Source organism: Oceanobacillus neutriphilus (genome assembly GCF_014645515.1).
Lineage (GTDB): Bacteria > Bacillota > Bacilli > Bacillales > Amphibacillaceae > Oceanobacillus > Oceanobacillus neutriphilus.
In genome coordinates this window covers 99,794-123,752 of record NZ_BMLW01000014.1, presented here as the reverse complement: position 1 = coordinate 123,752, position 23,959 = coordinate 99,794, and the positions used below count along the sequence as shown (strand labels likewise).

Here is a 23,959-nt window from a genome sequence, read left to right as displayed (position 1 = left end):
TCCAAAGGATATCATTAACGCCAAAGAGCTTTCCAAATCCATCGGCAGCACCTCCTCTCCCTGGAAGTCTCCAACGAAAGACCAGCGACAGATTACAGTGCTACCTAACCCCTCATACGAAGCCGGTTTATTGTGTTTTCATTATAGCATAATTACCGGCCTGTTAATCCTTCCATTCAAAGTTTATCAATAAAAATTAAAAATAACATTATTCCCCCTGAAATAGGTTGACTGAATGATCATTCATGTTTTAAAGTAGAGATAGAATTATTTTTTATTAAAATATGAAAACGCTAACAAATTATATTATAATAGAAAGAGGGGGAAATCATATTGGATACATTTCTGATTATTAATTGGATAGCATTTTTAGCTGTGACCGGCTATGCGATATTCTTATTTGCTAAAGTTATCACAACCCGGATTGCATATATCAGACTTGGGAAAAAATCAGAGTTTGATGGCGAGATAAAGCTGCGGATCCAGCGTATTATAAAAAACGTATTCGGACAGTCGAAGCTGTTAAAAGATAAAAAATCCGGTACGATTCACGTTATGATGTTTTATGGCTTTATTCTGGTGCAATTTGGAGCGATTGATATGTTTATCAAAGGGCTCTCACCGGGAAACCACTTGCCGTTTGGAATGTTCTATCCGGGATTTGTCTTTTTCCAGGAACTCGTTACTTTAATGATCCTGGTAGCTGTTGTTTGGGCATTTTACCGCCGTTATATGGAAAAGCTTGTCCGTTTGAAAAGAGGATTTAAAGCGGGGCTTGTTCTTATTTTTATCGGAACATTGATGGTTTCCGTGCTGTTTGGGAATGGAATGGCTATGATTTGGCACGGGCATGAAGTAACATGGGCAGAACCGGTAGCCAGTGTCATTGCAGGCTTATTTGGCGGCGTTTCAGCAGGTACAGCGATGGTACTGTTCTATATTGCCTGGTGGGTACATACGGTAACATTGCTTTCTTTCTTGGTGTATGTGCCGCAATCCAAGCATGCGCATTTAATTGCTGCGCCAATTAATGTATTCCTGAGTAAGCAGGTACCTGGCAAATTAGAAAAGCTGGATTTTGATTTAGAAGATATGGATGAAGAAAGTGAAGAAGAGATTGCTTTCGGAGTCGGCAAAGTAGAAGACTTCAAGCAGCATCAAATGATAGATTTTTATGCCTGTGTGGAATGTGGCCGCTGTACCGATGTATGTCCGGCTGCCGGCACAGGAAAAATGCTTTCTCCGATGGATATTATGATTAAGGTTCGTGACCATTTAACAGAAAAAGGAGCAGCGGTTACCGGCAAATCAGCATGGGTTCCTTCCTATGCCTTTGCAGGAACTGCTGGCAATCAGGCTTCTGCAAGCAAGGAAGCTGCTGCATCCGTTCAAAGTATGAGCTTGATCGGTGATGTAATCACAGAAGAGGAGCTGTCTGGATGTACGACCTGCCGGAACTGTGAGGATGCCTGCCCTGTAAATAATGAGCACGTTGGCACTATTATTGATATGCGTCGTTATTTAGTCATGACAGAAGGAAAAATGGATTCGGATATTCAGCGTGCTGTCATGAATATTGAACGTCAGGGCAATCCTTGGGGATTATCCAAGAAGGATCGGATTAAATGGCGTGATGAAGATGAGTCTGTCTATATTCCGACGGTGAAGGAATTGAAGAAGGAAGATAAATCATTCGAGTATTTATTCTGGGTCAGCTCAATGGGGTCCTTTGACAGCCGCAGCCAGAAGATTGCACTCAGCTTTGCGAAATTAATGAACCAGGCCGGCGTCAGCTTTGCTATTTTAGGAAATACAGAAGCAAACTCCGGCGATACAGCAAGACGGATTGGTAATGAGTTTTTATTCCAGGAAATTGCGGAGAAAAATATCAAGCAATTTACAAAAAATGAAGTCACGAAAATTGTCACGATAGACCCGCACGCGTACAATATATTTAAGAATGAATATCCTGACTTCGGGTTTAAAGCAGAGGTATATCACCATACGCAGCTGCTCTATGACCTGATTATGTCAGGGAAATTGAAGCCGCAAAAAGCAATAAATGAAAGACTAACCTATCATGATTCCTGCTATTTAGGAAGATATAACGGTGTTTACGATCCGCCGCGTGAAATACTGAAGGCTATTCCAGGCTTAGAGCTGGTGGAAATGGATCGGAGCCGTGAAAATGGTATGTGCTGTGGCGCAGGTGGCGGCTTAATGTGGACAGAAGAAACTACTGGGAACCGGATTAACGTTGCACGTACAGAGCAGGCATTACAAGTACAGCCGTCGATCATTTCAAGTGCATGTCCATATTGTTTAACTATGCTGAGTGATGGCACAAAAGCAAAAGAAGTAGAAGAAGATATTGGTACAATGGATGTTGCTGAGATCTTGGCACTATCTGTTTTTGAACAAAATGAAGAAAAAACAGCATAAAGGTATAGAGAGGGCGGGTGTCCTCTCTATACTTTCCACTGTTCATTGAACGAGCGTTCGTTCGAACTATAAAGGGAGGCTATATATATGAAGAAATCGGTTATTGTTTCGGGGGCACGTACGCCTTTTGGCAAATTTGGAGGAGTATTAACACCGTTGACAGCTGTAAATCTAGGAGCAGCAGCAATTAAGGCAGCATTAGAAAGAGCTGAACTTGATGGTGCAGATGTAGATGAAGTAATTATGGGAACCGTTTTGCAGGGGGGACAGGGACAAATCCCGTCAAGACAGGCTGCAGTAGAAGCGGGTATTCCATGGGAGGTAAAAACAGAGACAATCAATAAGGTCTGTGCCTCCGGGCTGCGCAGTGTTACACTGGCAGATCAATTAATCCGGTTAGGCGAAGAGGATATTATCGTTGCCGGTGGAATGGAAAGCATGAGCAATGCGCCATATTTCTTGCCTGATGCCAGATGGGGAAACCGCATGGGTGATAAAACAGTGAAGGATTTAATGATTCATGATGGCCTTACCTGTACTTTTACAGGAAATCATATGGGAAGCTATGGCAATGACACAGCTGCATCCTTTGAAGTGACCCGTGAGCGCCAGGATGAATGGGCGGCACGAAGTCAGCAGCTGGCTGTGGAGGCGATTGAAACAGGGAAGTTTGCAGATGAGATTGTTCCTGTAGAAATTCCGGTCCGTAAAGGAGATCCGATTGTTGTCAGCGATGACGAAACACCAAGAAAAGGAACAACTGTTGAAAAGCTGGCTGCATTAAGACCGGCCTTTGATAAGGATGGCACAATTACAGCAGGAAATGCACCTGGTGTGAACGATGGAGCGAGTGCAGTTGTTGTGATGTCAGATGAAAAAGCAAAGGAATTAAATAAAACACCTCTGGCAACAATTTTAGGTCATGCAGAAGTAGCTGTGGAAGCAAAAAACTTTCCGCAGACGCCAGGCTTAGTTATTAATCGTCTGTTAGAAAAAACAGGTGTATCTAAGGAAGAAATCGATCTCTACGAAATTAATGAAGCATTTGCGGTTGTTGCACTGGCAAGCGGACAAATTGCAGATATTGATGAGGAGAAAATAAACGTCAATGGGGGAGCAGTCGCACTGGGTCATCCAATTGGCGCAAGTGGTAACCGGATTATCCTGACATTAATCCATGAGTTAAAACGCCGCGGCGGCGGTAAAGGCATTGCGGCAATTTGCAGCGGCGGCGGCCAGGGAGATGCCGTTTTAATTGAAGTACCGGCAAATTAATCATGTGCGTTTAAATAATCTCTAAAAGGAGCGTGTTAACGTGACTGTAAAAGAAGTAATGGTTATCGGAGCAGGGCAAATGGGTGCAGGAATTGCGCTCGTTTTTGCCCGTTCCGGCTACCATGTGAAAATGTATGACGCAGATATTGAAGCATTGAAGCGGGGAAAGCAGTATATTGAAAAGATATTCGACAAGGATACTGCTAAAGGGAAAATGGAAGCGGATACAAAGGAAGAGGCGCTGAATCGTCTGCAGCTTGTTGTTGATCTGGATGCAGCTCCAATCACAGCTGATTTTATTATTGAAGCAGTTGTTGAAAGAATGGAAGTGAAAAAAGAGGTATTCCGCAGACTGGATGAGCTGGCACCGGATCATGCTGTTTTTGCGACCAATACATCCTCTCTGCCGATTACGGAAATTGCAGCTGTTACAAACAGAGCTGAGCAATTTATCGGCATGCATTTTATGAACCCTGTTCCTGTCATGAAGCTGGTTGAAATTATCCGGGGACTGGAAACGAGTGAAGCGACTTACCAGACAGTAAAAGCATTGACGGAGGCTTTAGGCAAACAAGATGTGGAAGTGAAAGATTTTCCGGGCTTTGTTTCCAATCGCATCCTGATGCCGATGATCAACGAAGCAGTTTATACCGTCTTTGAAGGGATTGCCAGTATAGAGGATGTGGATCAGGTAATGAAGCTGGGGATGAATCATCCGATGGGGCCGTTGCAATTAGCAGATTTTATTGGCCTGGATACATGCTTATCCATTATGGAGATACTGCATGAAGGCTTCGGAGACAGTAAATACCGCCCATGTCCGCTCCTGAGACAGTATGTGCAGGCAGGAAGACTTGGCAAGAAAGCAGGCAGAGGCTTTTACACATATAGTGATTAAAAGAACACGTTTTGAGCGTGGAAGGAGTATGCGTATTGATTATTACACAAACGGAAGAACAAAAAATGTTAGTCAAAATGGTTCAAGATTTTGCCCGCGATGAGATTGCCAAGGAAGTCGGGCGGATGGAGGAGGAAGACCGTTTTCCGAAAGAAATTATTGCGAAGATGGGAGAGCTTGGCTTAATGGGTATTCCTATACCGGATGAGTACGGAGGAGCTGGTATGGATTTCAGCTCCTATATCCGGGTGATCCATGAGCTGTCAAAGGTCAGTGCAACGATTGGTGTTATTTTGTCTGTGCATACTTCTGTCGGTACTAACCCGATTCTTTATTTTGGAACAGAGGAACAGAAAAAGAAATATATCCCCAAGCTTGCTTCCGGAGAATATTTAGGCGCTTTTGCTTTAACAGAGGCGAATTCCGGCTCCGATGCAAGCGGTTTAAAAACAACTGCCAAACTGGTAGATGATATGTATATATTGAACGGTTCAAAAGTATTTATTACGAACGGGGAATATGCAGATACCTTTATTACTTTTGCCAGAACAAGTGATGACAAGGACGGGATCAGTGCATTTATTGTCGAAAGAGACAGTCCAGGTCTGGTGATTGGAAAGAATGAGAAGAAAATGGGATTGAAGGGGTCAAGTACGGTTGAATTAAGCTTTGAGCAATGCCGGGTTCCTAAAGAGAATATGCTTGGTAAGGAAGGGCAGGGCTTTAAAATAGCGATGGCTAACTTAAATATCGGAAGAATTGGTATCGCTGCCCAGGGGCTCGGTATTGCGGAGGCAGCATTAGAATATTCCGTTGCTTATGCGAGGGAAAGGGAGCAGTTTGGCAAGCCGATTGCAGTAAATCAGGGGATTTCCTTTAAGCTGGCTGAGATGGCAACGAAGGTAGAAGCGGCAAAACTATTAACCTATCAAGCGGCAAAACGGATTGAAATGAATCAGGCCTGTATAAAGGAAACATCGATGGCAAAGCTGACAGCAACCAAAGCAGCGATGCAAAATGCCATTGAGGCTGTCCAGATTTATGGCGGATATGGCTATACCAAGGAATATCCTGTTGAAAGATTGTTTCGTGATGCGAAGGTAACCGAAATTTATGAAGGAACGAATGAAATACAGCATATCGTGATATCTAAAGAGCTATTGAAGGGGAGATAGAAATGGATTTTCAATTGACTGAAGAACAAGAGATGCTGCGGAAAATGGTCAGAGATTTTGCTGAGAATGAAGTAGAGCCGACAGCAGCGGAAAGAGATGAAGAAGAACGGTTTGACAGGAAGATTTTCGATCAGATGGCCGAGCTCGGATTAACAGGTATTCCCTGGCCGGAGGAATACGGTGGAATAGGTTCGGATTATGTGAGCTATGTGATTGCAGTTGAGGAATTATCACGTGTCTGTGCTTCTACGGGAGTAACGCTTTCTGCCCATTTATCCTTGGCGAGCTGGCCGATTTATAAATATGGAAATGAAGCACAGAAGCAGAACTTTTTACAACGGCTTGCAACTGGAGAAGCATTGGGAGCTTATGCCTTATCAGAGCCGGGGGCAGGCAGTGACGTAGTTTCGATGAAAACAACAGCCAAAAAAGATGGCAATGATTATATATTGAACGGCAGCAAAGTATGGATCACAAATGGCGGTGTAGCAGATCTCTATATTGTTTTTGCAAAAACAGATGCGGATAAAAAGCATAAAGGCATTACAGCTTTTATTGTTGAAAAGGGAACAGAGGGCTTCACATTCGGAAAAAAAGAAAAGAAGCTTGGCATTCGTTCTTCTCCAACCACAGAGTTAATTTTTGAGAATTGCAGAGTACCTGCAGAAAATGTACTTGGGGAAGAAGGGGACGGATTTAAAATTGCGATGACCACTTTGGATGGAGGCAGAAACGGCATTGCTGCACAAGCTCTGGGGATTGCACAGGGAGCACTGGATGCAGCTGCGGCCTATGCGAAGGAGAGAAAGCAATTCGGCAAGCCGATTGCAGCTAATCAGGGTATTTCCTTCAAACTGGCAGATATGGCAACAGACATCGAAGCAGCCCGCCTGTTAACCTATCAGGCTGCATGGCTGGAATCAGCTGGAAAACCGTATGGAAAAGCATCTGCTATGTCGAAATTATTCGCAGGGGATGCAGCGATGCGTATTACAGTAGAAGCGGTCCAAGTTTTTGGCGGTTATGGATATACCAAAGACTATCCAGTGGAACGTTACATGCGTGATGCGAAGATTACGCAAATTTACGAGGGTACCAATGAAATTCAGCGCCTCGTTATCGGACGGATGCTGACAAAATAAAGGAGCATTCCCTTTCTATAATGGAAGCAGAACAAACTATTTACTCAACTTTCGCACCTAAGAATAAACACACTAACCTTGCTATTCCAGGATGTACATGGTCTCAATTATCATGCTTGCTTTTAGTTAACTCATCTTTTTATTTTTTGAACAGGTTATTGTGTATAGCTTCCGCTCCGGCCAACCACTCCGCTTTCCGACGTACAGGACGTACTAGTGCAGACGTTGCAACAGGACGTTGCGATCTTAGTCTGCCATGGGGACGGCTTCAGCTAACTTGAAAAGAAACCCGCTTTTCAAGTGGATCTTCAGCTCGCCCTGTTCCCATAGGAGTCTACGTGGTTGGCCTGCGCTCTAGTAGGATTCTACAGCGCATGGAAGAAATAATAGACTGATGAAGTTAGATGAAATCATCGTTTTTTAGCAGTTCAAATCATAACAGCATGAATAAATCATATCGAGAATAGCTTTCATGCACAATAAGGATTACTGAGCATCTTTACCATAAAACACGAAAAATTTGTTCTGTCAGATCTGCCTTTTATTTGTTCAGTTATTTCAGTATAGAATACCCTGTTAGCGGAGGCGGACCGTTTTGACTCCTGAGGGATTAAGCACCATCTGAAGATCCACTTTTGCCAAGTGATCTTCTTGGCAAAAGTTAGCTGAAGAGCGTGCCCCTAGGAAAGCAAAACGGTCCGCCGTAGCGGTCACTGTACACTTTACCTTCTATCTTTGTCAATAGATATATGGAGGAAATGATCACCCCCTGTTCCTATGGATAGGAAGTTTCTTTTTAAAGTGCGAAAGTTGAGCTATTTATAAATTCTAAGGATGAATAATCAATGATTTATCATAGAGAACCGCCAATTTATTTATAAAAAGGAGGTTGAGTGATGAGTGAAGACCAGATCCGTTCTTCCGTCAAAGACCAGGAACTCGTAATGCGTCGCAGGAAGCAAATTATTGAAGGAGCCATGCGGCTGTTTAAGGAAAAAGGCTTTCACAGGACAACGACAAGGGAAATTGCCAAAGAATCTGGATTCAGCATTGGCACGTTATATGAATATATTAGAACAAAGGAGGATGTGCTTTTTCTTGTATGTGAATTTGTACATGATCAAGTGCGTGATCAGCTCTCGGCAACAGTTTCTGTAGAAAATCCGACAGAGGAAAGCCTGCGTCAGGCCATTCGGCAATACCTTTATTTTATGGATACCATACAGCCTGAAATTTTAATGCTGTATCAGGAAACAAAATCATTAAATAAAGAAAAACGTAAATTTGTCCTGGAGCAGGAGCGTAAGGTTGTCGGAATGATGGAGGAGCTCTTGACTGTTTCTCTTAAAGAAAAGCTGAGCCCTAAAGAAATTTATTTTTTGGCAAATAATATTGTCGTCAGCGGACATATGTGGTGCTTCCGCCGCTGGATGATTCAAAAAGAATTTACCATTGATGAATACGTAGAATTGCAGATGAAACAAGTGAATTGTTGGCTGTAAATAGATGAAAGACCAGAAACTTTGCAATCTAATTAAAGAGGAGGATAAAGCATGACAGAAGAGCGTTATTCGCCAAAGCATCCCATTCGTTTTGTGACAGCGTCCAGCTTGTTTGACGGGCATGATGCTTCCATAAATATTATGCGGCGTATTCTGCAGGCCAGTGGTGCGGAGGTTATTCACCTTGGACATAACCGTTCTGTAGAAGAAGTGGTTTATGCAGCCATTCAGGAGGACGCACAGGGGATTGCTATCTCATCTTATCAGGGCGGGCATGTCGAATATTTTAAATATATGATTGATCTGTTGAAGGAGCTGGATGCAGCGCATATTCAAGTATTAGGCGGAGGAGGAGGGACCATTCTTCCGCGCGAGATCAAAGAGCTTCACGAATATGGCGTTGCCTGGCTGTTTTCCCCTGATGATGGAAGAAAATACGGGCTTCAAGGGATGATTGACCGTATGCTGGAAAAATGTGATTTTATCCCGCCGATAGATATAGATAAAGACTTCTTACGATTAAAGGAAGGGGACCGGCTGGCGATCGGTAAATTTATCACTTTAATGGAGAATGGGGAAGCAGAAACGAAGAAGCAGGTTTTAGAAAAGTTCTCTGCGCCTTCCAAAAAGAAAATTCCTGTACTTGGGATTACGGGGACAGGGGGAGCAGGGAAGAGTTCTTTGACCGATGAACTTATCCGCCGATTTTTAAATGAAATTCCAGAACGGAAGGTGGCGATTTTATCTATTGATCCATCCAAACGGAAAACTGGCGGTGCTTTGCTTGGAGACCGTATCCGTATGAATGCAATTTTTTCTGACCGGATTTATATGCGCTCTCTTGCTACCAGAAATTCAGGGACAGAACTTTCCGATTCAATCCATGATGCGATAGAAGTGGTACGTGCATCAGATTATGATCTTATCATTGTTGAGACAAGCGGAATAGGGCAGGGCGATGCAGCAGTTACAGATATTACGGATTTATCCATGTATGTTATGACCGCAGAATTTGGCGCACCTACCCAACTGGAGAAAATAGACATGATTGATTATGCTGATTTTATTGTGATTAATAAATTTGAACAAAAGGGATCAGAGGATGCACTTAATCAAGTGCGGAAGCAATATGAACGCAGCCATATGCTATTTCATCAGGATAAAACCAAATTTCCTGTCTTTGGCACAATAGCCAGTCAATTTAATGATGAAGGAACAAACGCTTTATTTGCTTCATTGATTGATCGCATGAATGAAGATTTTCAATGGGAGGCAGAGGTTCCGTTTCAACGTCATGTTATTTCAGAAAAGCAAAATCAAATTATTACGAATGAACGCAGGCATTATTTACGGGAGATTGCTTCCTATGTCCGGAATTATGATAAGCGCGCCGGAAAACAGCGGGGAATTGCCACGAAGCTCTATCAGTTAAAAGGAGTAAGAGAGGACTTGGATGATGGAGCGGGGGCTTCTTTAGACCAGGTGATTACAACATATGAACAGCAATTAGACGGGGATGCCAGACAGCTGCTGGATAATTGGGAAACTTTAAAAGAAAGTTATCTGGGTGATACATTTACGTTTAAAGTGAGAGATAAAGAAATCACGATGGATTTAACAACAGAGTCATTGTCAGGTTTAAAGATTCCGAAAGTTGTGTTGCCCAAATATCAGGATTGGGGAGATCGTCTATATTGGTTAATGCGGGAAAATGTTCCCGGTTCTTTCCCTTATACAGCCGGTGTGTTTCCCTTTAAACGAAAAGGGGAGGACCCGACAAGGCAGTTTGCCGGTGAAGGAACTCCTGAGCGGACTAACCGCCGCTTTCATTATCTTTCTAAAGGTGAGGAAGCGAAACGCCTTTCGACCGCTTTTGATTCAGTGACTCTATATGGAGAAGACCCTGCCGAACGTCCGGATATTTACGGAAAGGTCGGAAACAGCGGTGTAAATATTTGTACCTTAGATGATATGAAAAAGCTCTATAGCGGCTTTGATTTAACAGATCCATTAACCTCTGTTTCTATGACAATTAACGGGCCTGCCCCAATTATTCTGGCAATGTATTTTAATACTGCCATTGATCAGCAGGTAGATAAGTTCACAGAAGAAAATGGACGCCCGCCGACGGCTGAGGAATTCGGCCAAATTCAGGCAGATACTGTTTCCGTAATCAGGGGTACGGTACAGGCGGATATTTTAAAAGAAGACCAGGGTCAGAATACCTGTATTTTTTCGACAGAATTTGCTTTGCGGATGATGGGGGATATTCAAGCATATTTCATAGATAATCAAGTACGAAATTATTATTCTGTTTCCATATCCGGCTATCATATTGCGGAAGCAGGTGCAAATCCAATCACCCAGCTGGCATTTACATTAGCAAATGGATTTACTTATGTAGAATATTATTTGAGCCGGGGAATGGATATTAATAAATTTGCTCCAAACCTTTCTTTCTTCTTTTCTAATGGTTTAGATCCGGAATATACAGTGATTGGAAGAGTGGCAAGAAGAATCTGGGCAATTACCATGAAGGAAAAATATGGTGCAAATGAACGCAGTCAAAAGCTGAAATACCATGTGCAGACTTCCGGACGTTCCCTGCACGCGCAGGAAATTGATTTCAACGATATCCGTACAACATTACAGGCATTATTGGCTATCCAGGACAATACAAATTCACTCCATACGAACGCTTATGATGAAGCAATCACTACACCGACAGAAGAATCAGTCCGCCGGGCAATGGCAATTCAAATGATTATTAATAAAGAATTCGGATTAGCAAAAAATGAAAATTCCTTGCAGGGAGCTTTCATTGTGGAAGAATTAACAGACCTTGTCCAGGAAGCCGTTTTACAGGAATTTGAGCAGATGAATGATCGCGGCGGCGTTTTGGGAGCAATGGAACGCCAATATCAGCGCGGGAAAATTCAAGAAGAATCGCTTTATTATGAAGGGAAGAAACACTCTGGAGAACTGCCGATTGTAGGAGTAAATACGTATTTAAATCCAAATCCGCCATCCGAGGAAGATATAGATTCGATGGAGCTTGCCAGGGCAACAGAAGAGGAAAAAATGCATCAAATCAAAGAACTGCGCCGTTTTCAATCAGACCATAAAGACGATGTAGAGGATGCTTTAAAACGATTAAAGCAAAAAGCAGTAACAGACGGAAATATCTTTGCAGAGCTATTACACACTGTCCGCCATGCAAGCCTTGGAGAAATCACAAAAGCACTCTACGAAGTCGGCGGACAATACCGGCGTAATATGTAAATTCATTGAAAGTATAACGAACTATGAAATCCATGCTCACGTTCTTTTTGTAAAAAAATGAATAGTTCAAGATTAATTCCCCTAATTGTATAAGCTGAAATAGAAACAAGTAACTGTAGCAATTTTTCCGGAGTGATCACTATTCAGCTTATTTAAGAATACAGAACCGTAAACTTTCACTGGATAATTGCATTCAAATATGTTTATAATGTAAAATAGATTTATTGTGACTAAAATCGCATATATAATAATTATTTGCAGCATAGATAGCTATTTTTAGCCTTAAGTATATTTTCAAAGGAGTGCATGAACGTGAGCGTGAAAGAATTGACAAAAGAAGAGATCAGCAATCTGTCCATGATTGAATTAGGTTCTATTATTTTAAAGGAAGAAAATAAAGCAATCTCTTTTCAGAATTTATTCTCCAGAATAGCAGATTTAAAAAACTTCTCAAAAGAAGACAAAGAAAATTTGATTGCACAATTCTACACAGATATGAATGTTGACGGACGTTATTTAACATTAGGATCTGGTATGTGGGGATTAAAGAGCTGGTACCCGGTAGAGCAGGCAGAAGAAGAAATTACAGATGAGCCGACGAAAAAACGTAAGAAAAAGAAGAAAAAAGCAGCAGTAGTAGAAACAGAAGAAATTGATAGTGATTTAGATGTAACAGATGAAGATATTGATGATATGCTTGATGATTTTGATGACGCAGAAGAAGATACAGATATAGAAGAAATTGAAGATGAAGTGGATGACGTCATTGGTAAAGATGATTTGGATGAATTAGATTATGATGACGAGGATGACCGTTAACCCATCGCATACAAAATGGATTGATTTAAAAAAGCTGGAACAGGTTGAGTTAAAACTCAGTTTGCCCCAGTTTTTTTTGAGTAAGAAAGTATAGAATGCCAAGGATAGCCACTCCAGCGGTTTTCATGGGGGGAGTAATCTTAGGCCCCAGAAATATACTACGCTTTCCATGGGCCCCGAGCTCATCTCCTCGAAAAAAAGAAGAGTACTTTTTTCGAGGAGGCATACTGGATAGATGTCAGTTCGGTTTTGCGACAACGTTTTTTGATGAGACTGCTGTTACATGCCCATCAAAAAGAGTCGCTAGAATTAGCTTCATTTCTTTGTAAGAAAGCAAATGAAGCATATTTCTTCATAGATGGGAGCGTAGGGGAGCCGACTCCTACGGGAAAAGCAACAGGTGAAGACCCCGCAGAAAGTGGTCTTCTTTCGAGGAGGCTGAGGCGTTGCCCGTGGATAGCCGCTTCCTGAAGCGGACATCTCCTTGATAAGAACGTCATTGTTTTAAAGACCAAGTGATTTGCTCATTTTTTCCTGGAATAGCAGAAATATGCTTTTAAAGAAAGCTGTTTCAGCAGGGATAATATCTTATAGTGAACTTTTTTAAAACTATTACTCCTTTCTATAGTTTTTCACAGTAAAACATTGTAAAATAGAAATAGACTCAGAAGACAATTACATAAAATAAAAATAGGTGATTTTCATAAAATCATAAAGGGAAGTTGGTGTAATTCCAACGCGGTCCCGCCACTGTAAATGCGAGCGAGCAGAACAAGCCACTGTACAACGAGGTATGGGAAGGGTTCTGTGAGTGATGACCATAAGCCAGGATACCTGCCTATTTTTAGTTCAAGCCGATTCTACGAGGATAGTAAGGTGAAGCATTTTTTCTGCATCTTTCTAACATCTTCATTTGCCGTGGAGATGTTTTTTAGCGTTGTATAGTTCGTTTTAATCCAGTGTAAAAATTGGAGCCCCGCTAACTGTACAAAACGATTTGATTCAGGATATGCAGCAGGCAGAATAATTTATGAAAGCCATTTCACGTCAGTACTTCCTCAACAATAATACATGGCTGAACATGTAAGAATACACCAAAAATCAAGGGGGAAGTCAAAATGAAAAAGTTTTTACAAGTACTGCTGCTGGCTTTATTAGCAGGATTCTTAATTGGATGCAGTAATAATGACAGCGCAGATGAAGGAGCACCAGATGAAAATACGACAAATGAAGAAACAGCTTCAGAGGATACAGACGGAGAAGACTCTGCTTATCCGCTAACAATAACAGATGCAATAGATAATGAAGTAACACTGGAAGAAGAACCGGAACGAATTGTCTCATTGATGCCAAGTAACACGGAGATTACATTTGCTTTAGACCAGGGAGATAAGGTTGTTGGTGTTTCCGATAACGATACTTATCCGGAAGAGGTTCTTGATATTGATAAGGTAGGCGGTATGGAATTTAACGTGGAAGTAATTATCAGTCTGGATCCGGATGTTGTTTTAGCACATGAGTCTTTAGTAGCTTCATCCCAGGAAGCATTAGATCAACTGGAGGACGCTGATATTGAAGTGTTCACGGTTGCAGATGCAACAGATGTTGATACAACGTATGAAACAATTGAAAATATCGGACAGGTTGTCAATGCAGAAGAAGAGGCAGAACAATTAGTTACAGACATGCAGGCTGACTTTGCAGAATTAGAGGAGATAACCTCGGAAGTAGCAGAGGAAGATCGCCAATCTGTGTTCTTTGAAATTTCTCCATCACCGGAAATCTATACAGCCGGACAAAATACATTCCTTGATGAGCTGCTGCAGATTATCCATGCAGATAATGCCGCCGGTGATCAGGAAGGCTGGGTTGAAATGGACCCGGAAGCAATTATAGAGCTGAATCCAGAGGTGATTATTTCAACATATGGTTCTTATGTTGAAGATCCAATCGGTGAAGTGACTTCAAGAGACGGTTTTGATACTGTAGATGCTGTAGCAAATGAAAGAATTTATGATGTTGATTCGGATACAGTCTCCCGTCCAGGACCTCGTCTTGTCGATGGAGCAAGGGAAATCGCTGAGGCGGTGTATCCGGAGCTTTTTGATGAAGAGTAATTTATTGAAATATACGCTTTCATTAGCGTTCTTAATCAGTACGATGCTGATAGCAATTTCGGTCGGCAGCGTCTCTGTCCCGATACCTGAAATTATTAAAATTATCGGCTCAGAGGTATTTCATCTGCCTATAGGTGACGGTGTTGATCCGAAGTCCATCAGCATTGTATATGATATACGCTTGCCACGGGTAATCCTGGCGGGACTTGTGGGGGCCTCTCTTGCGATTGCAGGAGCGGCCTTTCAAGGTTTATTGCGGAACCCTTTAGCCGATCCCTATATTCTCGGTGTTTCCTCCGGTGCATCTGTCGGAGCGGTATCAACCTTATTCTTTAATATCTCCATTCCGTTTCTGGGAATGTATACGTTGCCATTCTTAAGCATTCTATCAGCGTTGGCAACCATTATGATTGTACTTTTTTTTGCGAAAAAAATTGATAAAACAATGCGTGTTGAATCAATTATTTTGACCGGGATTATTTTCAGCTCCTTCTTAGGATCTATTATCTCCTTGATTATTGCATTAACAGGAGAAGAGCTGCAGCAAATAATCGGCTGGCTCTTAGGAAGTGTATCCATGCGCGGCTGGAAATACGTCGGCATTATTTTACCATTTTTAATCGTTGGCGGTTTATTATTGCTGATGAATACAAGGGAATTAAATGCTATGTCATTTGGGGAAGAGAGAGCCCAGCATTTAGGAGTCGATGTGGAAAAACGGAAAATGCTTATCCTGGCTGCAGGTTCTATTTTAACAGGCGCAGCAGTGGCTGTCTCAGGTACGATCGGCTTTGTCGGACTGGTTATCCCTCATTTAACGAGAAAGCTCTGGGGGCCGGATCATATTCATCTTCTGCCATTATCTATTATTACTGGAGCGGGATTCCTTATCTTGACTGATTTATTATCAAGAACGATTATTTCGCCGCAGGTCCTGCCTGTGGGGGTTATCACAGCATTAGTGGGTGCACCAGTATTTGCGATGATTTTAATCAAACAGAAAAAAGAAAAAGGAAGGTAAAAAAGATGCTCAAAATAGAAAACGTATCTGGCGGTTATGATGGTGTAAAAATCGTAAAGGATATTCATTTTTCTGTTGGAAAAGGAGAATTCTTCGGTATTCTGGGACCGAATGGCAGCGGAAAAACCACATTGCTCAAGATGATGAGCGGTTTATTGGAACTTGAGCAGGGAGAGGTCAAGATCGACGATATAAGCATCTCTGATTTAACGAAAAAACAGCTCGCGAAGAAGATGGCTGTCTTGCCTCAATTATCACCGCAGGTTTTTCCGTATACGGTAAAGGAGACCGTTTCTCTTGGCAGATATGCACATCATCGCGGTTTTTTCCAGACATGGACGGATGAAGATGAGGATATTGTGCAAAAGGTAATGAAACAGACAAACATCAGCCGTTTTCAAGAGAATTCCGTGATGGAGCATTCTGGCGGGGAACAGCAAAGGATATTCCTGGCACAGGCACTGGTTCAGCAGCCAGATATTCTGTTGCTGGATGAACCGACAAATCATTTAGATTTGGCCTATCAAAAGGAGCTTCTTGATTTATTGAGAACAAGGGCCAGGGAAGAAGGGCTGACGGTCGTTGCTATTTTACATGATTTAAATCTGGCAAGCCTTTATTGTGACAAAATTTTATTAATGGATAACGGAGAGACGAGGGCGGTTGCAGATCCCAATGACGTACTTTCAGAAGAGTTGATCAATCATGTCTATCAAACAGAGGTCGTCAAACAACCGCATTCTAAAATTGCAAAACCGCAGCTTCATTTATTGCCGGGTAAAAAGAGCGAGAGAGAGGGAGAACAGGTGAAAATTGATGAAAATATGCTGTCAATTAGTCCGGAGAGGATTGTATTACAGTCAAAGCAGCCCTTGAAAACAGTGTCTTCTGGTGTTGTCGGCGCTGGAGCAGGCTGGTACAGTAATTTTGTGAACAGACATGTAGATGCAAATTACAATTGTACAAATCATCGGCAGGAGATGCGGGAATATTTAACAAAGTATGGATTTCCTGTTTCACAGACAGTTGGAATGATGACAGCAGTTGTATTAGAAGATAACAGTTACCGCTTATATGAGGGAGATGGGTTCTCTGTCATGATTGTTGTGACTGCCGGCGTGGGAAATGCTGTAGACAGTTCGCGCGTGAATTCACCTGCAGCTGGTCCAGTGAAGCCGGGTACCATTAACACCTGGATTTTTGTAAACGGGAAATTAACAGATGAAGCCTATATTCAGTCAATCATTACTGCAACAGAAGCGAAAGCACAGGTGCTCCGCGATTGTCATATTCTTGATGCTGTCACAAAAAAACAGGCTACCGGGACCTCGACAGACAGCATATTAGTTGCTGCAACACAGCAGGGCAAAGAAATCGATTATGCGGGGACAGCTACCGAGCTGGGGGCTATAATTGGCAAAGGTGTTTATCAGGAAATGAAGCAGTCCATCCAACATTATTTTAAGAGGAAAGAAATGCATGGTCATCTATCATCTAATTAGTATCACACTCGCATTAATCATTGATCGTGTCATCGGTGACCCGCCGCATTGGCCGCATCCGGTGCGTTGGATGGGGAGTTTTATTACCCTGCTTGACAGGCATTTGAATCGTGGGAAACATAAAAAATGGAAAGGCATTGTGCTTCTTTTACTGATAACAATGACAGTTTTATTAACCAGTTTACTGTTAAGCTGGGGCGCATATCAGCTTCATGCTGTTGCAGGAATTCTTGTAGAGGCATGCCTGATTGCAGTAACGATTGCACAAAAGGATTTAGGAACAGCAGCATTGCGTGTCTATGAGCCGCTGGCTGCCGGTGATATAGAGAATGCCCGTTATCAGGTATCAATGATTGTTGGCAGAGATACGGAAAATCTGGATGAAAAGGAAGTAACACGTGCCGCTGTTGAAACAGTTGCTGAAAGTATTGGTGATGGAATTACTTCCCCACTTTTCTGGGCGTTTATTGGCGGAGCCCCGTTAGCAATTGTGTATCGTGCTGTAAATACATGTGATTCCATGCTCGGTCATAAAAATGAACGTTACCAGGATTTCGGCTGGGCATCCGCAAGACTTGACGATGTTTTAAACTGGATTCCGAGCAGAATAACGACCTTTTTGATGATGTTAACAAATCGCACTCCACATCTTAACAGAAAAGAAGCTTTTAAACGATGGTATACAGATGCCAAAAAGCATCCAAGCCCGAACAGTGGCTTTTTTGAAGCAGCTGTAGCATTATTCCTCGGTGTCCAGCTCGGCGGAGTGAATTATTATAAAGGTATCAAATCAGAGCGGGCTCATATGGGGATCAGTATGCGGGAATTAGAAAAAAGGGATATTTTACATACTATCAAAATAATGCAGCGCGCCGTTTTCGCTTTTGTTATTATCTTATGGATAGGAGGTGGCATCATTGCAGCTGCCGGAGCATGGTTCTAACACAAAATATGTCTATGAATCATTAAAGATGAAACAGCCTGAAAAGGTGATTGATTTCAGTGTGAATATTAATCCATTAGGCGCACCGAAAGTGTTACAGGAAAAATGGGGAGACTGGTTCACAGCAATTAATGATTATCCGGATCCATATGCCTATACACTTATGGAGGAGCTTGCAGCGCAGGAGAATATCTCTGCTGCACATTTACTTGCAGGAAATGGAGCTGCTGAGATAATCACTTTGGTTGCCAGGTATTTAGCTGGAAGCAAGGTGGCTGTGATTCATCCAGCTTTTTCGGAATATGCAGCTGCCTGCAGGAAGGAAGACTGTGAGGTTGTGGAAATTGTACTTGCTGCACCGGAATGGAATTTAGAGGTATCTGCTCTGGCAGATAAGCTTCACGGAGTAAAGGCTGTATTTCTATGTAATCCCAATAACCCTACTGGTGTGCATTACAACCGGGAGACGGTAGAAGCCTTGATGGAAGCATGTAAAAGAACGGATACACTTTGTATTATTGATGAGGCTTTTTATGATTTTTTACCGGAACCGGTTACTTATATAGAAAAAGTTCTGCATCAACAGCATGTGCTCATTATCCGTTCGCTGACAAAAATGTATAGTATCGCCGGCCTGCGTCTTGGCTTCCTTGCCGGGAATCCTGAATTGCTTCAAGAGATTGGCAGGACAAAGCCGCATTGGAGTGTGAATGCGTTGGCGATGAAGGCAGGTGTTGCCTGTTTACAGGACAGATCTCATACCGTGGAAACAAGAAGGTTTATTGAAGCGGAACGAACAGCAATTTTTCAGGAGCTGGTGAAGCTGGGATTTGAACACAGTTCATCACAGCTGAATTTTTATTTATTAAGGGATCCTTCCTTATCGACACAGGAGCAGCTGTTTCATTATTTGCTGAGACAGGGGCTTGTACTGCGGCATACAGAAAACTTTCCGGGAATAGAGGGGGAATGGCTTCGTGTTGCCGTGAAGCAGCCTGATGATAATAAAATACTGCTGGAGGCGTTAGCTGCATGGAAACAGAGAAATTAATATTTATTACTGGAGGAGTACGGAGTGGTAAAAGTGCTTTTGCTGAACAGTTAGCTGTAAAGCATGCCCGGGAAACAGATAGCAATCTTCATTATATTGCGTGCGGTATTCCCTCAGACGTGGAAATGCAGGAGCGCATTAAACGTCATCAGCAGGACCGGAAGCAATCCGGGTCTGTGTGGAGAACCTGGGAGCAGCCTGTTCATCTGTCACATATCGCCCGCCAGTTTACAAGGCAGGATGTGATTTTATTAGATTGTATAACTACGCTTTTGAATAATTATCTATTTCAAGAAGAACTAAATGACGCAAATACAGTTTTAGAGTATATAAGAGAGGATATTACAGAACTTTGTAATTATGCAGGCGAGGTCATTATTGTTTCCAATGAAGTGCTGCAGGATATCCCTTATGAGAATGAACTCACACGGAATTATCAGGCATTGTTAGGAAATGTGCATCAGCAGTCAGTAGAGCGTGCGAGCCTGGCAATTTTAGTAGAGAGCGGGATACCGCTTATGAAGAAGGGGAGATGGAAATGAAGGGAGTTATGCTGCAGGGAACAGCTTCTCATGTCGGAAAAAGTATTCTCACAACAGCAATTTGCCGGATGCTGACAAGAAAAGGTTTTCAAATTTCCCCCTTTAAAGCACAGAATATGTCGAGTCATAGTGTTGTACTCGAAACAGGAAGAGAGATTGCCATTTCACAATACGAGCAGGCAGAAGCTTCGGGGCGCAAAGCGGAGCCCTGGATGAACCCGATTCTGCTGAAGCCTTTAAAAAAGATGCGTACAGAAGTATTTTTAGCGGGGGAATCACAGGGCGTGATTACAGGTGCAAGCTTTAAGGATCTTTATTACCAAAGGGCGCTTCTGGCAATTAAAAAAGGTCTGACACAGGCTGAGAACAGCAGTGATTTTGTAATTATTGAAGGAGCAGGAAGCCCGGTGGAAATGAATTTAAAGGAACGTGATCTGGCAAATATGGCAGTTGCCAGGCTTGCAGAGGTCCCTGTTCTTTTAATAGCTGATATTGAAAGAGGCGGTGTTTTTGCCAGTATTGCCGGTACACTTGCTTTGCTTACAGAAAAAGAACGCTCGCGTGTAAAAGGAATCATCATTAATAAATTTTCCGGTAACCCATCTCTGTTTACGAATGGTGTGGAATGGCTGGAAAACTATACAAATCTTCCTGTACTGGGTGTCATTCCTTATATTCAGCATCAGCTTGACGAAGAGGATAGTCTCCATGAAACAGAATCCTCTTTCCAGCCAAATCTAACAAGTAAAGAAGCGGATTATGAAAGGCTTGCAGACCATTTGGAGGCAAATATAAATGTAGAAAAACTAATGAAAATCCTGGGAGGAGCATCCTGATGCTGTACAAGATCCGCTTATTTTTTACAGGTATTCTTGTTAATCTGCAGTTTTTTACAAGTATCCCGATAAAATCCCAATTCTCCCTTGATCAAAATCAGTTAAAATATGTGCTCCGGACGTTTCCGGTATTGGGACTGCTTCAAGGCAGCATCTACGCAGCTTTTATCTATATACTGCACAGCTTTACACCGTTTACAGATTTAATAATGGCGCTGTTTCTTTGGCTGTTGCTGATTATTCTCTCAGGCGGTATTCATCTGGACGGCTGGATAGATACCAGTGATGCTTATTTCTCTTATAAAGATCCTGAAAAGAGATTAGAGATTATGAAGGACCCGAGAACAGGTGCATTTGGTGTCCTGTCGGTAATTGTTCTCTTGTTTACAAGATTTATTATCCTTTATGAATTAATCCAGATTGCACATATTGCTATCCTTCTGTTTATCATACTTATTCCGTTTCTGGGTAAAATGCTGCTTGGTGTATTTCTGCAAACACTTCCTCCTGCCAGGACAGAGGGGATGGCGAGCTTTTTTCAACGAGGGAAAAGCAACAGCCTCTTCGGGGTGTATGCTGCTTACCTCGTGATTATCGGCAGCTTTATTACCTGGCTTCAGATAGACCTGTTATTTGCTTTCTTGTTGTTTATTGCGGTGACTCTGATTGCAGGTTTATTTATCGCCGGAAGCATCACGAAGAATTTTAATGGAATTACGGGCGATACATTAGGTGCAAGCTCAGAGGGGATGGAATTATTACTATGGCTGACTTTATTAGTGTTACATTACTTCGCCATGGTATAACAAAGGCGAATCAGGAAAAAAGATATCTTGGCTGGACAGATGTGCCGCTTGTACCGGAAGAAATGGAAAGATTAAGAGCTGCCCAGGACTTTGGCAAACAGTTTGATCTTTGTATAACAAGCGATTTATTACGGGCCCGTCAAACAGCTGACCTGCTTTGCCCGGAGCTGGAACGAATAGAAATAAAAGACTTTAGAGAAATGAATTTTGGTGCGTGGGAAATGAAAACCTATGAAGATTTAAAGAGAAATGCAAGCTACCGTGCCTGGATTGATGCGCCAGAAAGCCAGGCACCGCAAGACGGAGAGAGTTTTCTGGAATTGCAGCAGCGAATTGATGCAGGCTTTCAGCAATTAAGGCAGAAGGCATACAGACGGCAAAGTAAAAATATATTGCTTGTTGCACATGGAGGGGTCATTCGTTACTTATTAACAAGCTTAATGGAAGAAAAGAAGTCATTTTTTGATTGGAAAGTATCACATGATGCAGGAGTCCGCTTAACATGGGAAGTAGACGATTGGGAGGAGGCGCGAAAATGCATTTCGTTACAGGAGGTGCCTTTAACGGTAAGGGGAAGTGGGTGAAACAGCATTATCCTGAAGATATAACATGGCTGTCAGCATCAGAATACCCGGAGTGGCCGATTCCAAATGAAGATTTGCGTTCTATTGTGATTTTAGAAGGATTGGAATTATGGATAAAAAAAGAAATGAATGCGGAATTATCTCCTGATGTACTCTTAGATAAGAATATTAAAATGATAGAAAAATGGATGGAATGGGAAGAAAACAAGGAAAACCACAGGCTTGTATTGATTGGAACGGATATTTCAAAGGGGATTGTACCAATGGAAAAAGAAAATCGGCTGCAGCGTGATATTGCCGGCTGGCTCTATCAAAGATTAGTTGCGCGTGCAGAGCGGGTTGATCTCGTTTGGTATGGCATTTCACAAACATTAAAAGGTAAGGGAGAGATTTAAATGAGACTTTACACAAGAACCGGAGATAAAGGACAGACAGCGTTAATTGGCGGGAAAGCAAGAAAGGATGATGTGCGGGTAGAAGCATATGGTTCTATCGATGAAATCAATTCGTTTACCGGATTGGCAATTGCTTATCTAGATCCGGATGTATTCGAGGATATTATCCAGGATCTGGTGAAAATCCAGCATGAATTATTCGATTGCGGCACGGAGCTTTCAAATGTTTCCAAGAAGGAAAGACCTTATGAACTGACGGAGGATATCGTTACCTATCTGGAGGAGCGCATGGACAGTTTAATTGAAGAAGCGCCGGAGCTCGAGAGATTTATTTTGCCGGGCGGCTCTCAAGCTGCTTCTGCACTTCATGTTGCGAGAACAGTGACAAGAAGAGCAGAGAGACAGATGGTGACTCTTTATCACGAAGCCGAAGAAATCAATCCAATTCCATTAAAATATATCAATCGTCTTTCTGATTACTTTTTTGCTGCTGCCCGTGTTGTAAATGCGCGACTTGAAGTTGCTGATGTAGAATATGAGCGGAGCGCCAGAGTATTTCGCGGCAGCCACAAGAAAAATAAATAAAACAAATGACAAATGCGATCATTTTACCGTTGGAAGCAGATAAGGAATTGGTGATTGCGACAGATAACAGCGGGGCTATCGGTGAAAAGGAATCCGATCTGGTGAAAACCTCTAATCAGATAGTCGGGAAATTTGCCTGCCGTGTCGTGTTAATGGAGTGCCTGGCAGAATATGCAGAGCCTGTCGCTGTTATCATGCAAAACTTTACGAATGAAGAAGCCTGGCAGGGCTATGAATCGGGGGTGCGTGAAGAGCTGGCTGCGGCCGGAATTGCCGGACTGCCTATTACCGGAAGTACGGAAAGTAATTTTCAAACGTTCCAGTCCGGACTTGGCTTAACCCTGATTGGTAAAAGAGAAAAAAGAAACAGCTATCAATGGACAGGCGGAGAGAGCTTTGCTGTTATAGGGGCTCCTTTTACCGGGCAGGCTGTTCTTGAGAACAACAGGCAGATTCCAAGTGCTGGTCTATTAAAAAAAATGGCTGATATAACGGGAGTTAACTCGATCACGCCAGTAGGTTCCAAAGGTATTGCAAGGACATTTCAGCAATGGACAGGAAAAGGAGCAGAGCTTCAATCAGAGCTTGATTTACAAGCATCTGCAGGTCCGGCGACATGCTTTCTTATTGCTTTTGAACAGGAGAGCACAGCGGAAGCAGAACAGCTTGCAGGAAGGCTTTTTCACCTGCTAAAGGTGTCCAATTATTGAAAGACAGCAGATTAAATTCAGAGCTTGACATTTACATGGACTAACAGTAGAATCTTTATTGGGCTCTTTGAATATAATTACAAAGCGTTTCCCCTGAGAGATGAGAGGGGGAAACGCTTTTCTTGTTAGATAGAGAAATAAAAATAAAACCGTCCTGACATGATAACTTTTACTGTCTATGTAAGTTGAATTATTAAATTTTTATTTAGCGTCTAAAATAATAAATTACTTCTTTCATGCTAGAAAGTAATATCTTTATTTTAACTTATATATGTAAAAGATAAAGGAAGGACAATCATTCCAAAGAACGACCAAATATATTATTCAACACA

General features: G+C 42.2%; 21 protein-coding genes and 1 riboswitch. All 21 genes read left to right on the top strand.

The features are described 5' to 3' along the window. Nucleotides 1-333 precede the first annotated feature (333 nt). The 21 genes from IEX29_RS21115 to IEX29_RS21020 all read left to right on the top strand — a co-directional run bounded on the left by IEX29_RS21115 (nucleotide 334) and on the right by IEX29_RS21020 (nucleotide 23,627). Entirely contained in the window at nucleotides 334-2,442 is a 2,109-nt protein-coding gene (locus IEX29_RS21115) for a (Fe-S)-binding protein (RefSeq protein ID WP_188736976.1), read from the top strand. A gap of 87 nt (nucleotides 2,443-2,529) precedes the next feature. Beyond that, nucleotides 2,530-3,717: an acetyl-CoA C-acetyltransferase gene (locus IEX29_RS21110; RefSeq protein WP_188736974.1), complete on the top strand. Its 1,188-nt coding sequence runs from the start codon at nucleotides 2,530-2,532 to the stop codon at nucleotides 3,715-3,717. Between the two features lie 40 nt (nucleotides 3,718-3,757). Then, entirely contained in the window at nucleotides 3,758-4,615 is an 858-nt protein-coding gene (locus IEX29_RS21105; RefSeq protein ID WP_188736972.1) for a 3-hydroxybutyryl-CoA dehydrogenase, read from the top strand. A 41-nt stretch (nucleotides 4,616-4,656) separates the two neighbouring features. Beyond that, a complete protein-coding gene (locus IEX29_RS21100; protein ID WP_373290712.1) occupies nucleotides 4,657-5,790 on the top strand; it encodes an acyl-CoA dehydrogenase in 1,134 nt (377 codons plus the stop codon). A 2-nt stretch (nucleotides 5,791-5,792) separates the two neighbouring features. Next, nucleotides 5,793-6,932 (top strand): acyl-CoA dehydrogenase, encoded by a 1,140-nt coding sequence (locus IEX29_RS21095; protein WP_188736970.1) that lies wholly within the window; start codon nucleotides 5,793-5,795, stop codon nucleotides 6,930-6,932. Nucleotides 6,933-7,828: 896 nt separating this feature from the next. Then, nucleotides 7,829-8,434 (top strand): TetR/AcrR family transcriptional regulator, encoded by a 606-nt coding sequence (locus IEX29_RS21090; protein WP_188736968.1) that lies wholly within the window; start codon nucleotides 7,829-7,831, stop codon nucleotides 8,432-8,434. A gap of 51 nt (nucleotides 8,435-8,485) precedes the next feature. After that, nucleotides 8,486-11,716 carry a fused isobutyryl-CoA mutase/GTPase IcmF gene (gene icmF / locus IEX29_RS21085; RefSeq protein WP_188736966.1) on the top strand — a complete coding sequence of 1,077 codons (3,231 nt, stop codon included), beginning with the start codon at nucleotides 8,486-8,488 and terminating at the stop codon, nucleotides 11,714-11,716. Nucleotides 11,717-12,028: 312 nt separating this feature from the next. After that, nucleotides 12,029-12,535 (top strand): DNA-directed RNA polymerase subunit delta, encoded by a 507-nt coding sequence (gene rpoE / locus IEX29_RS21080; protein ID WP_188736964.1) that lies wholly within the window; start codon nucleotides 12,029-12,031, stop codon nucleotides 12,533-12,535. A gap of 249 nt (nucleotides 12,536-12,784) precedes the next feature. After that, nucleotides 12,785-13,006, top strand: a complete 222-nt coding sequence (locus IEX29_RS26855; RefSeq protein WP_229720321.1) for a hypothetical protein — start codon at nucleotides 12,785-12,787, stop codon at nucleotides 13,004-13,006. A 204-nt stretch (nucleotides 13,007-13,210) separates the two neighbouring features. Then, nucleotides 13,211-13,391, top strand: a riboswitch (cobalamin riboswitch). A 262-nt stretch (nucleotides 13,392-13,653) separates the two neighbouring features. Continuing rightward, the gene (locus IEX29_RS21075; RefSeq protein WP_188736962.1) at nucleotides 13,654-14,652 is read left to right on the top strand and encodes an ABC transporter substrate-binding protein; all 999 of its coding nucleotides are present in this window, start codon (nucleotides 13,654-13,656) and stop codon (nucleotides 14,650-14,652) included. Further along, the gene (locus IEX29_RS21070; RefSeq protein WP_229720320.1) at nucleotides 14,642-15,673 is read left to right on the top strand and encodes a FecCD family ABC transporter permease; all 1,032 of its coding nucleotides are present in this window, start codon (nucleotides 14,642-14,644) and stop codon (nucleotides 15,671-15,673) included. The genes IEX29_RS21075 and IEX29_RS21070 overlap by 11 nt, the downstream gene beginning before the upstream one ends. Nucleotides 15,674-15,678: 5 nt before the next feature. After that, nucleotides 15,679-17,175: an adenosylcobinamide amidohydrolase gene (locus IEX29_RS21065; RefSeq protein ID WP_188736960.1), complete on the top strand. Its 1,497-nt coding sequence runs from the start codon at nucleotides 15,679-15,681 to the stop codon at nucleotides 17,173-17,175. Beyond that, nucleotides 17,153-18,118 (top strand): adenosylcobinamide-phosphate synthase CbiB, encoded by a 966-nt coding sequence (gene cbiB, locus IEX29_RS21060; protein ID WP_188736958.1) that lies wholly within the window; start codon nucleotides 17,153-17,155, stop codon nucleotides 18,116-18,118. Before IEX29_RS21065 ends, cbiB begins: the two co-directional genes overlap by 23 nt. After that, on the top strand, nucleotides 18,093-19,169 hold the full coding sequence (gene cobD / locus IEX29_RS21055; protein ID WP_188736957.1) for a threonine-phosphate decarboxylase CobD: 1,077 nt from the start codon (nucleotides 18,093-18,095) through the stop codon (nucleotides 19,167-19,169). Before cbiB ends, cobD begins: the two co-directional genes overlap by 26 nt. After that, on the top strand, nucleotides 19,151-19,711 hold the full coding sequence (locus tag IEX29_RS21050; RefSeq protein WP_188736955.1) for a bifunctional adenosylcobinamide kinase/adenosylcobinamide-phosphate guanylyltransferase: 561 nt from the start codon (nucleotides 19,151-19,153) through the stop codon (nucleotides 19,709-19,711). Before cobD ends, IEX29_RS21050 begins: the two co-directional genes overlap by 19 nt. Continuing rightward, entirely contained in the window at nucleotides 19,708-20,547 is an 840-nt protein-coding gene (locus IEX29_RS21045; protein ID WP_188736953.1) for a cobyric acid synthase, read from the top strand. The genes IEX29_RS21050 and IEX29_RS21045 overlap by 4 nt, the downstream gene beginning before the upstream one ends. Next, nucleotides 20,547-21,353, top strand: a complete 807-nt coding sequence (cobS, locus tag IEX29_RS21040) for an adenosylcobinamide-GDP ribazoletransferase (RefSeq protein ID WP_188736951.1) — start codon at nucleotides 20,547-20,549, stop codon at nucleotides 21,351-21,353. The genes IEX29_RS21045 and cobS overlap by 1 nt, the downstream gene beginning before the upstream one ends. Then, on the top strand, nucleotides 21,311-21,937 hold the full coding sequence (locus tag IEX29_RS21035) for a histidine phosphatase family protein (RefSeq protein ID WP_188736949.1): 627 nt from the start codon (nucleotides 21,311-21,313) through the stop codon (nucleotides 21,935-21,937). The genes cobS and IEX29_RS21035 overlap by 43 nt, the downstream gene beginning before the upstream one ends. After that, the gene (locus IEX29_RS21030; protein WP_188736947.1) at nucleotides 21,889-22,332 is read left to right on the top strand and encodes a bifunctional adenosylcobinamide kinase/adenosylcobinamide-phosphate guanylyltransferase; all 444 of its coding nucleotides are present in this window, start codon (nucleotides 21,889-21,891) and stop codon (nucleotides 22,330-22,332) included. Before IEX29_RS21035 ends, IEX29_RS21030 begins: the two co-directional genes overlap by 49 nt. Next, nucleotides 22,333-22,917: a cob(I)yrinic acid a,c-diamide adenosyltransferase gene (locus IEX29_RS21025; protein ID WP_188736945.1), complete on the top strand. Its 585-nt coding sequence runs from the start codon at nucleotides 22,333-22,335 to the stop codon at nucleotides 22,915-22,917. It begins immediately after the preceding gene. Between the two features lie 5 nt (nucleotides 22,918-22,922). Continuing rightward, nucleotides 22,923-23,627 (top strand): hypothetical protein, encoded by a 705-nt coding sequence (locus IEX29_RS21020; protein ID WP_188736943.1) that lies wholly within the window; start codon nucleotides 22,923-22,925, stop codon nucleotides 23,625-23,627. Nucleotides 23,628-23,959: the final 332 nt, after the last annotated feature.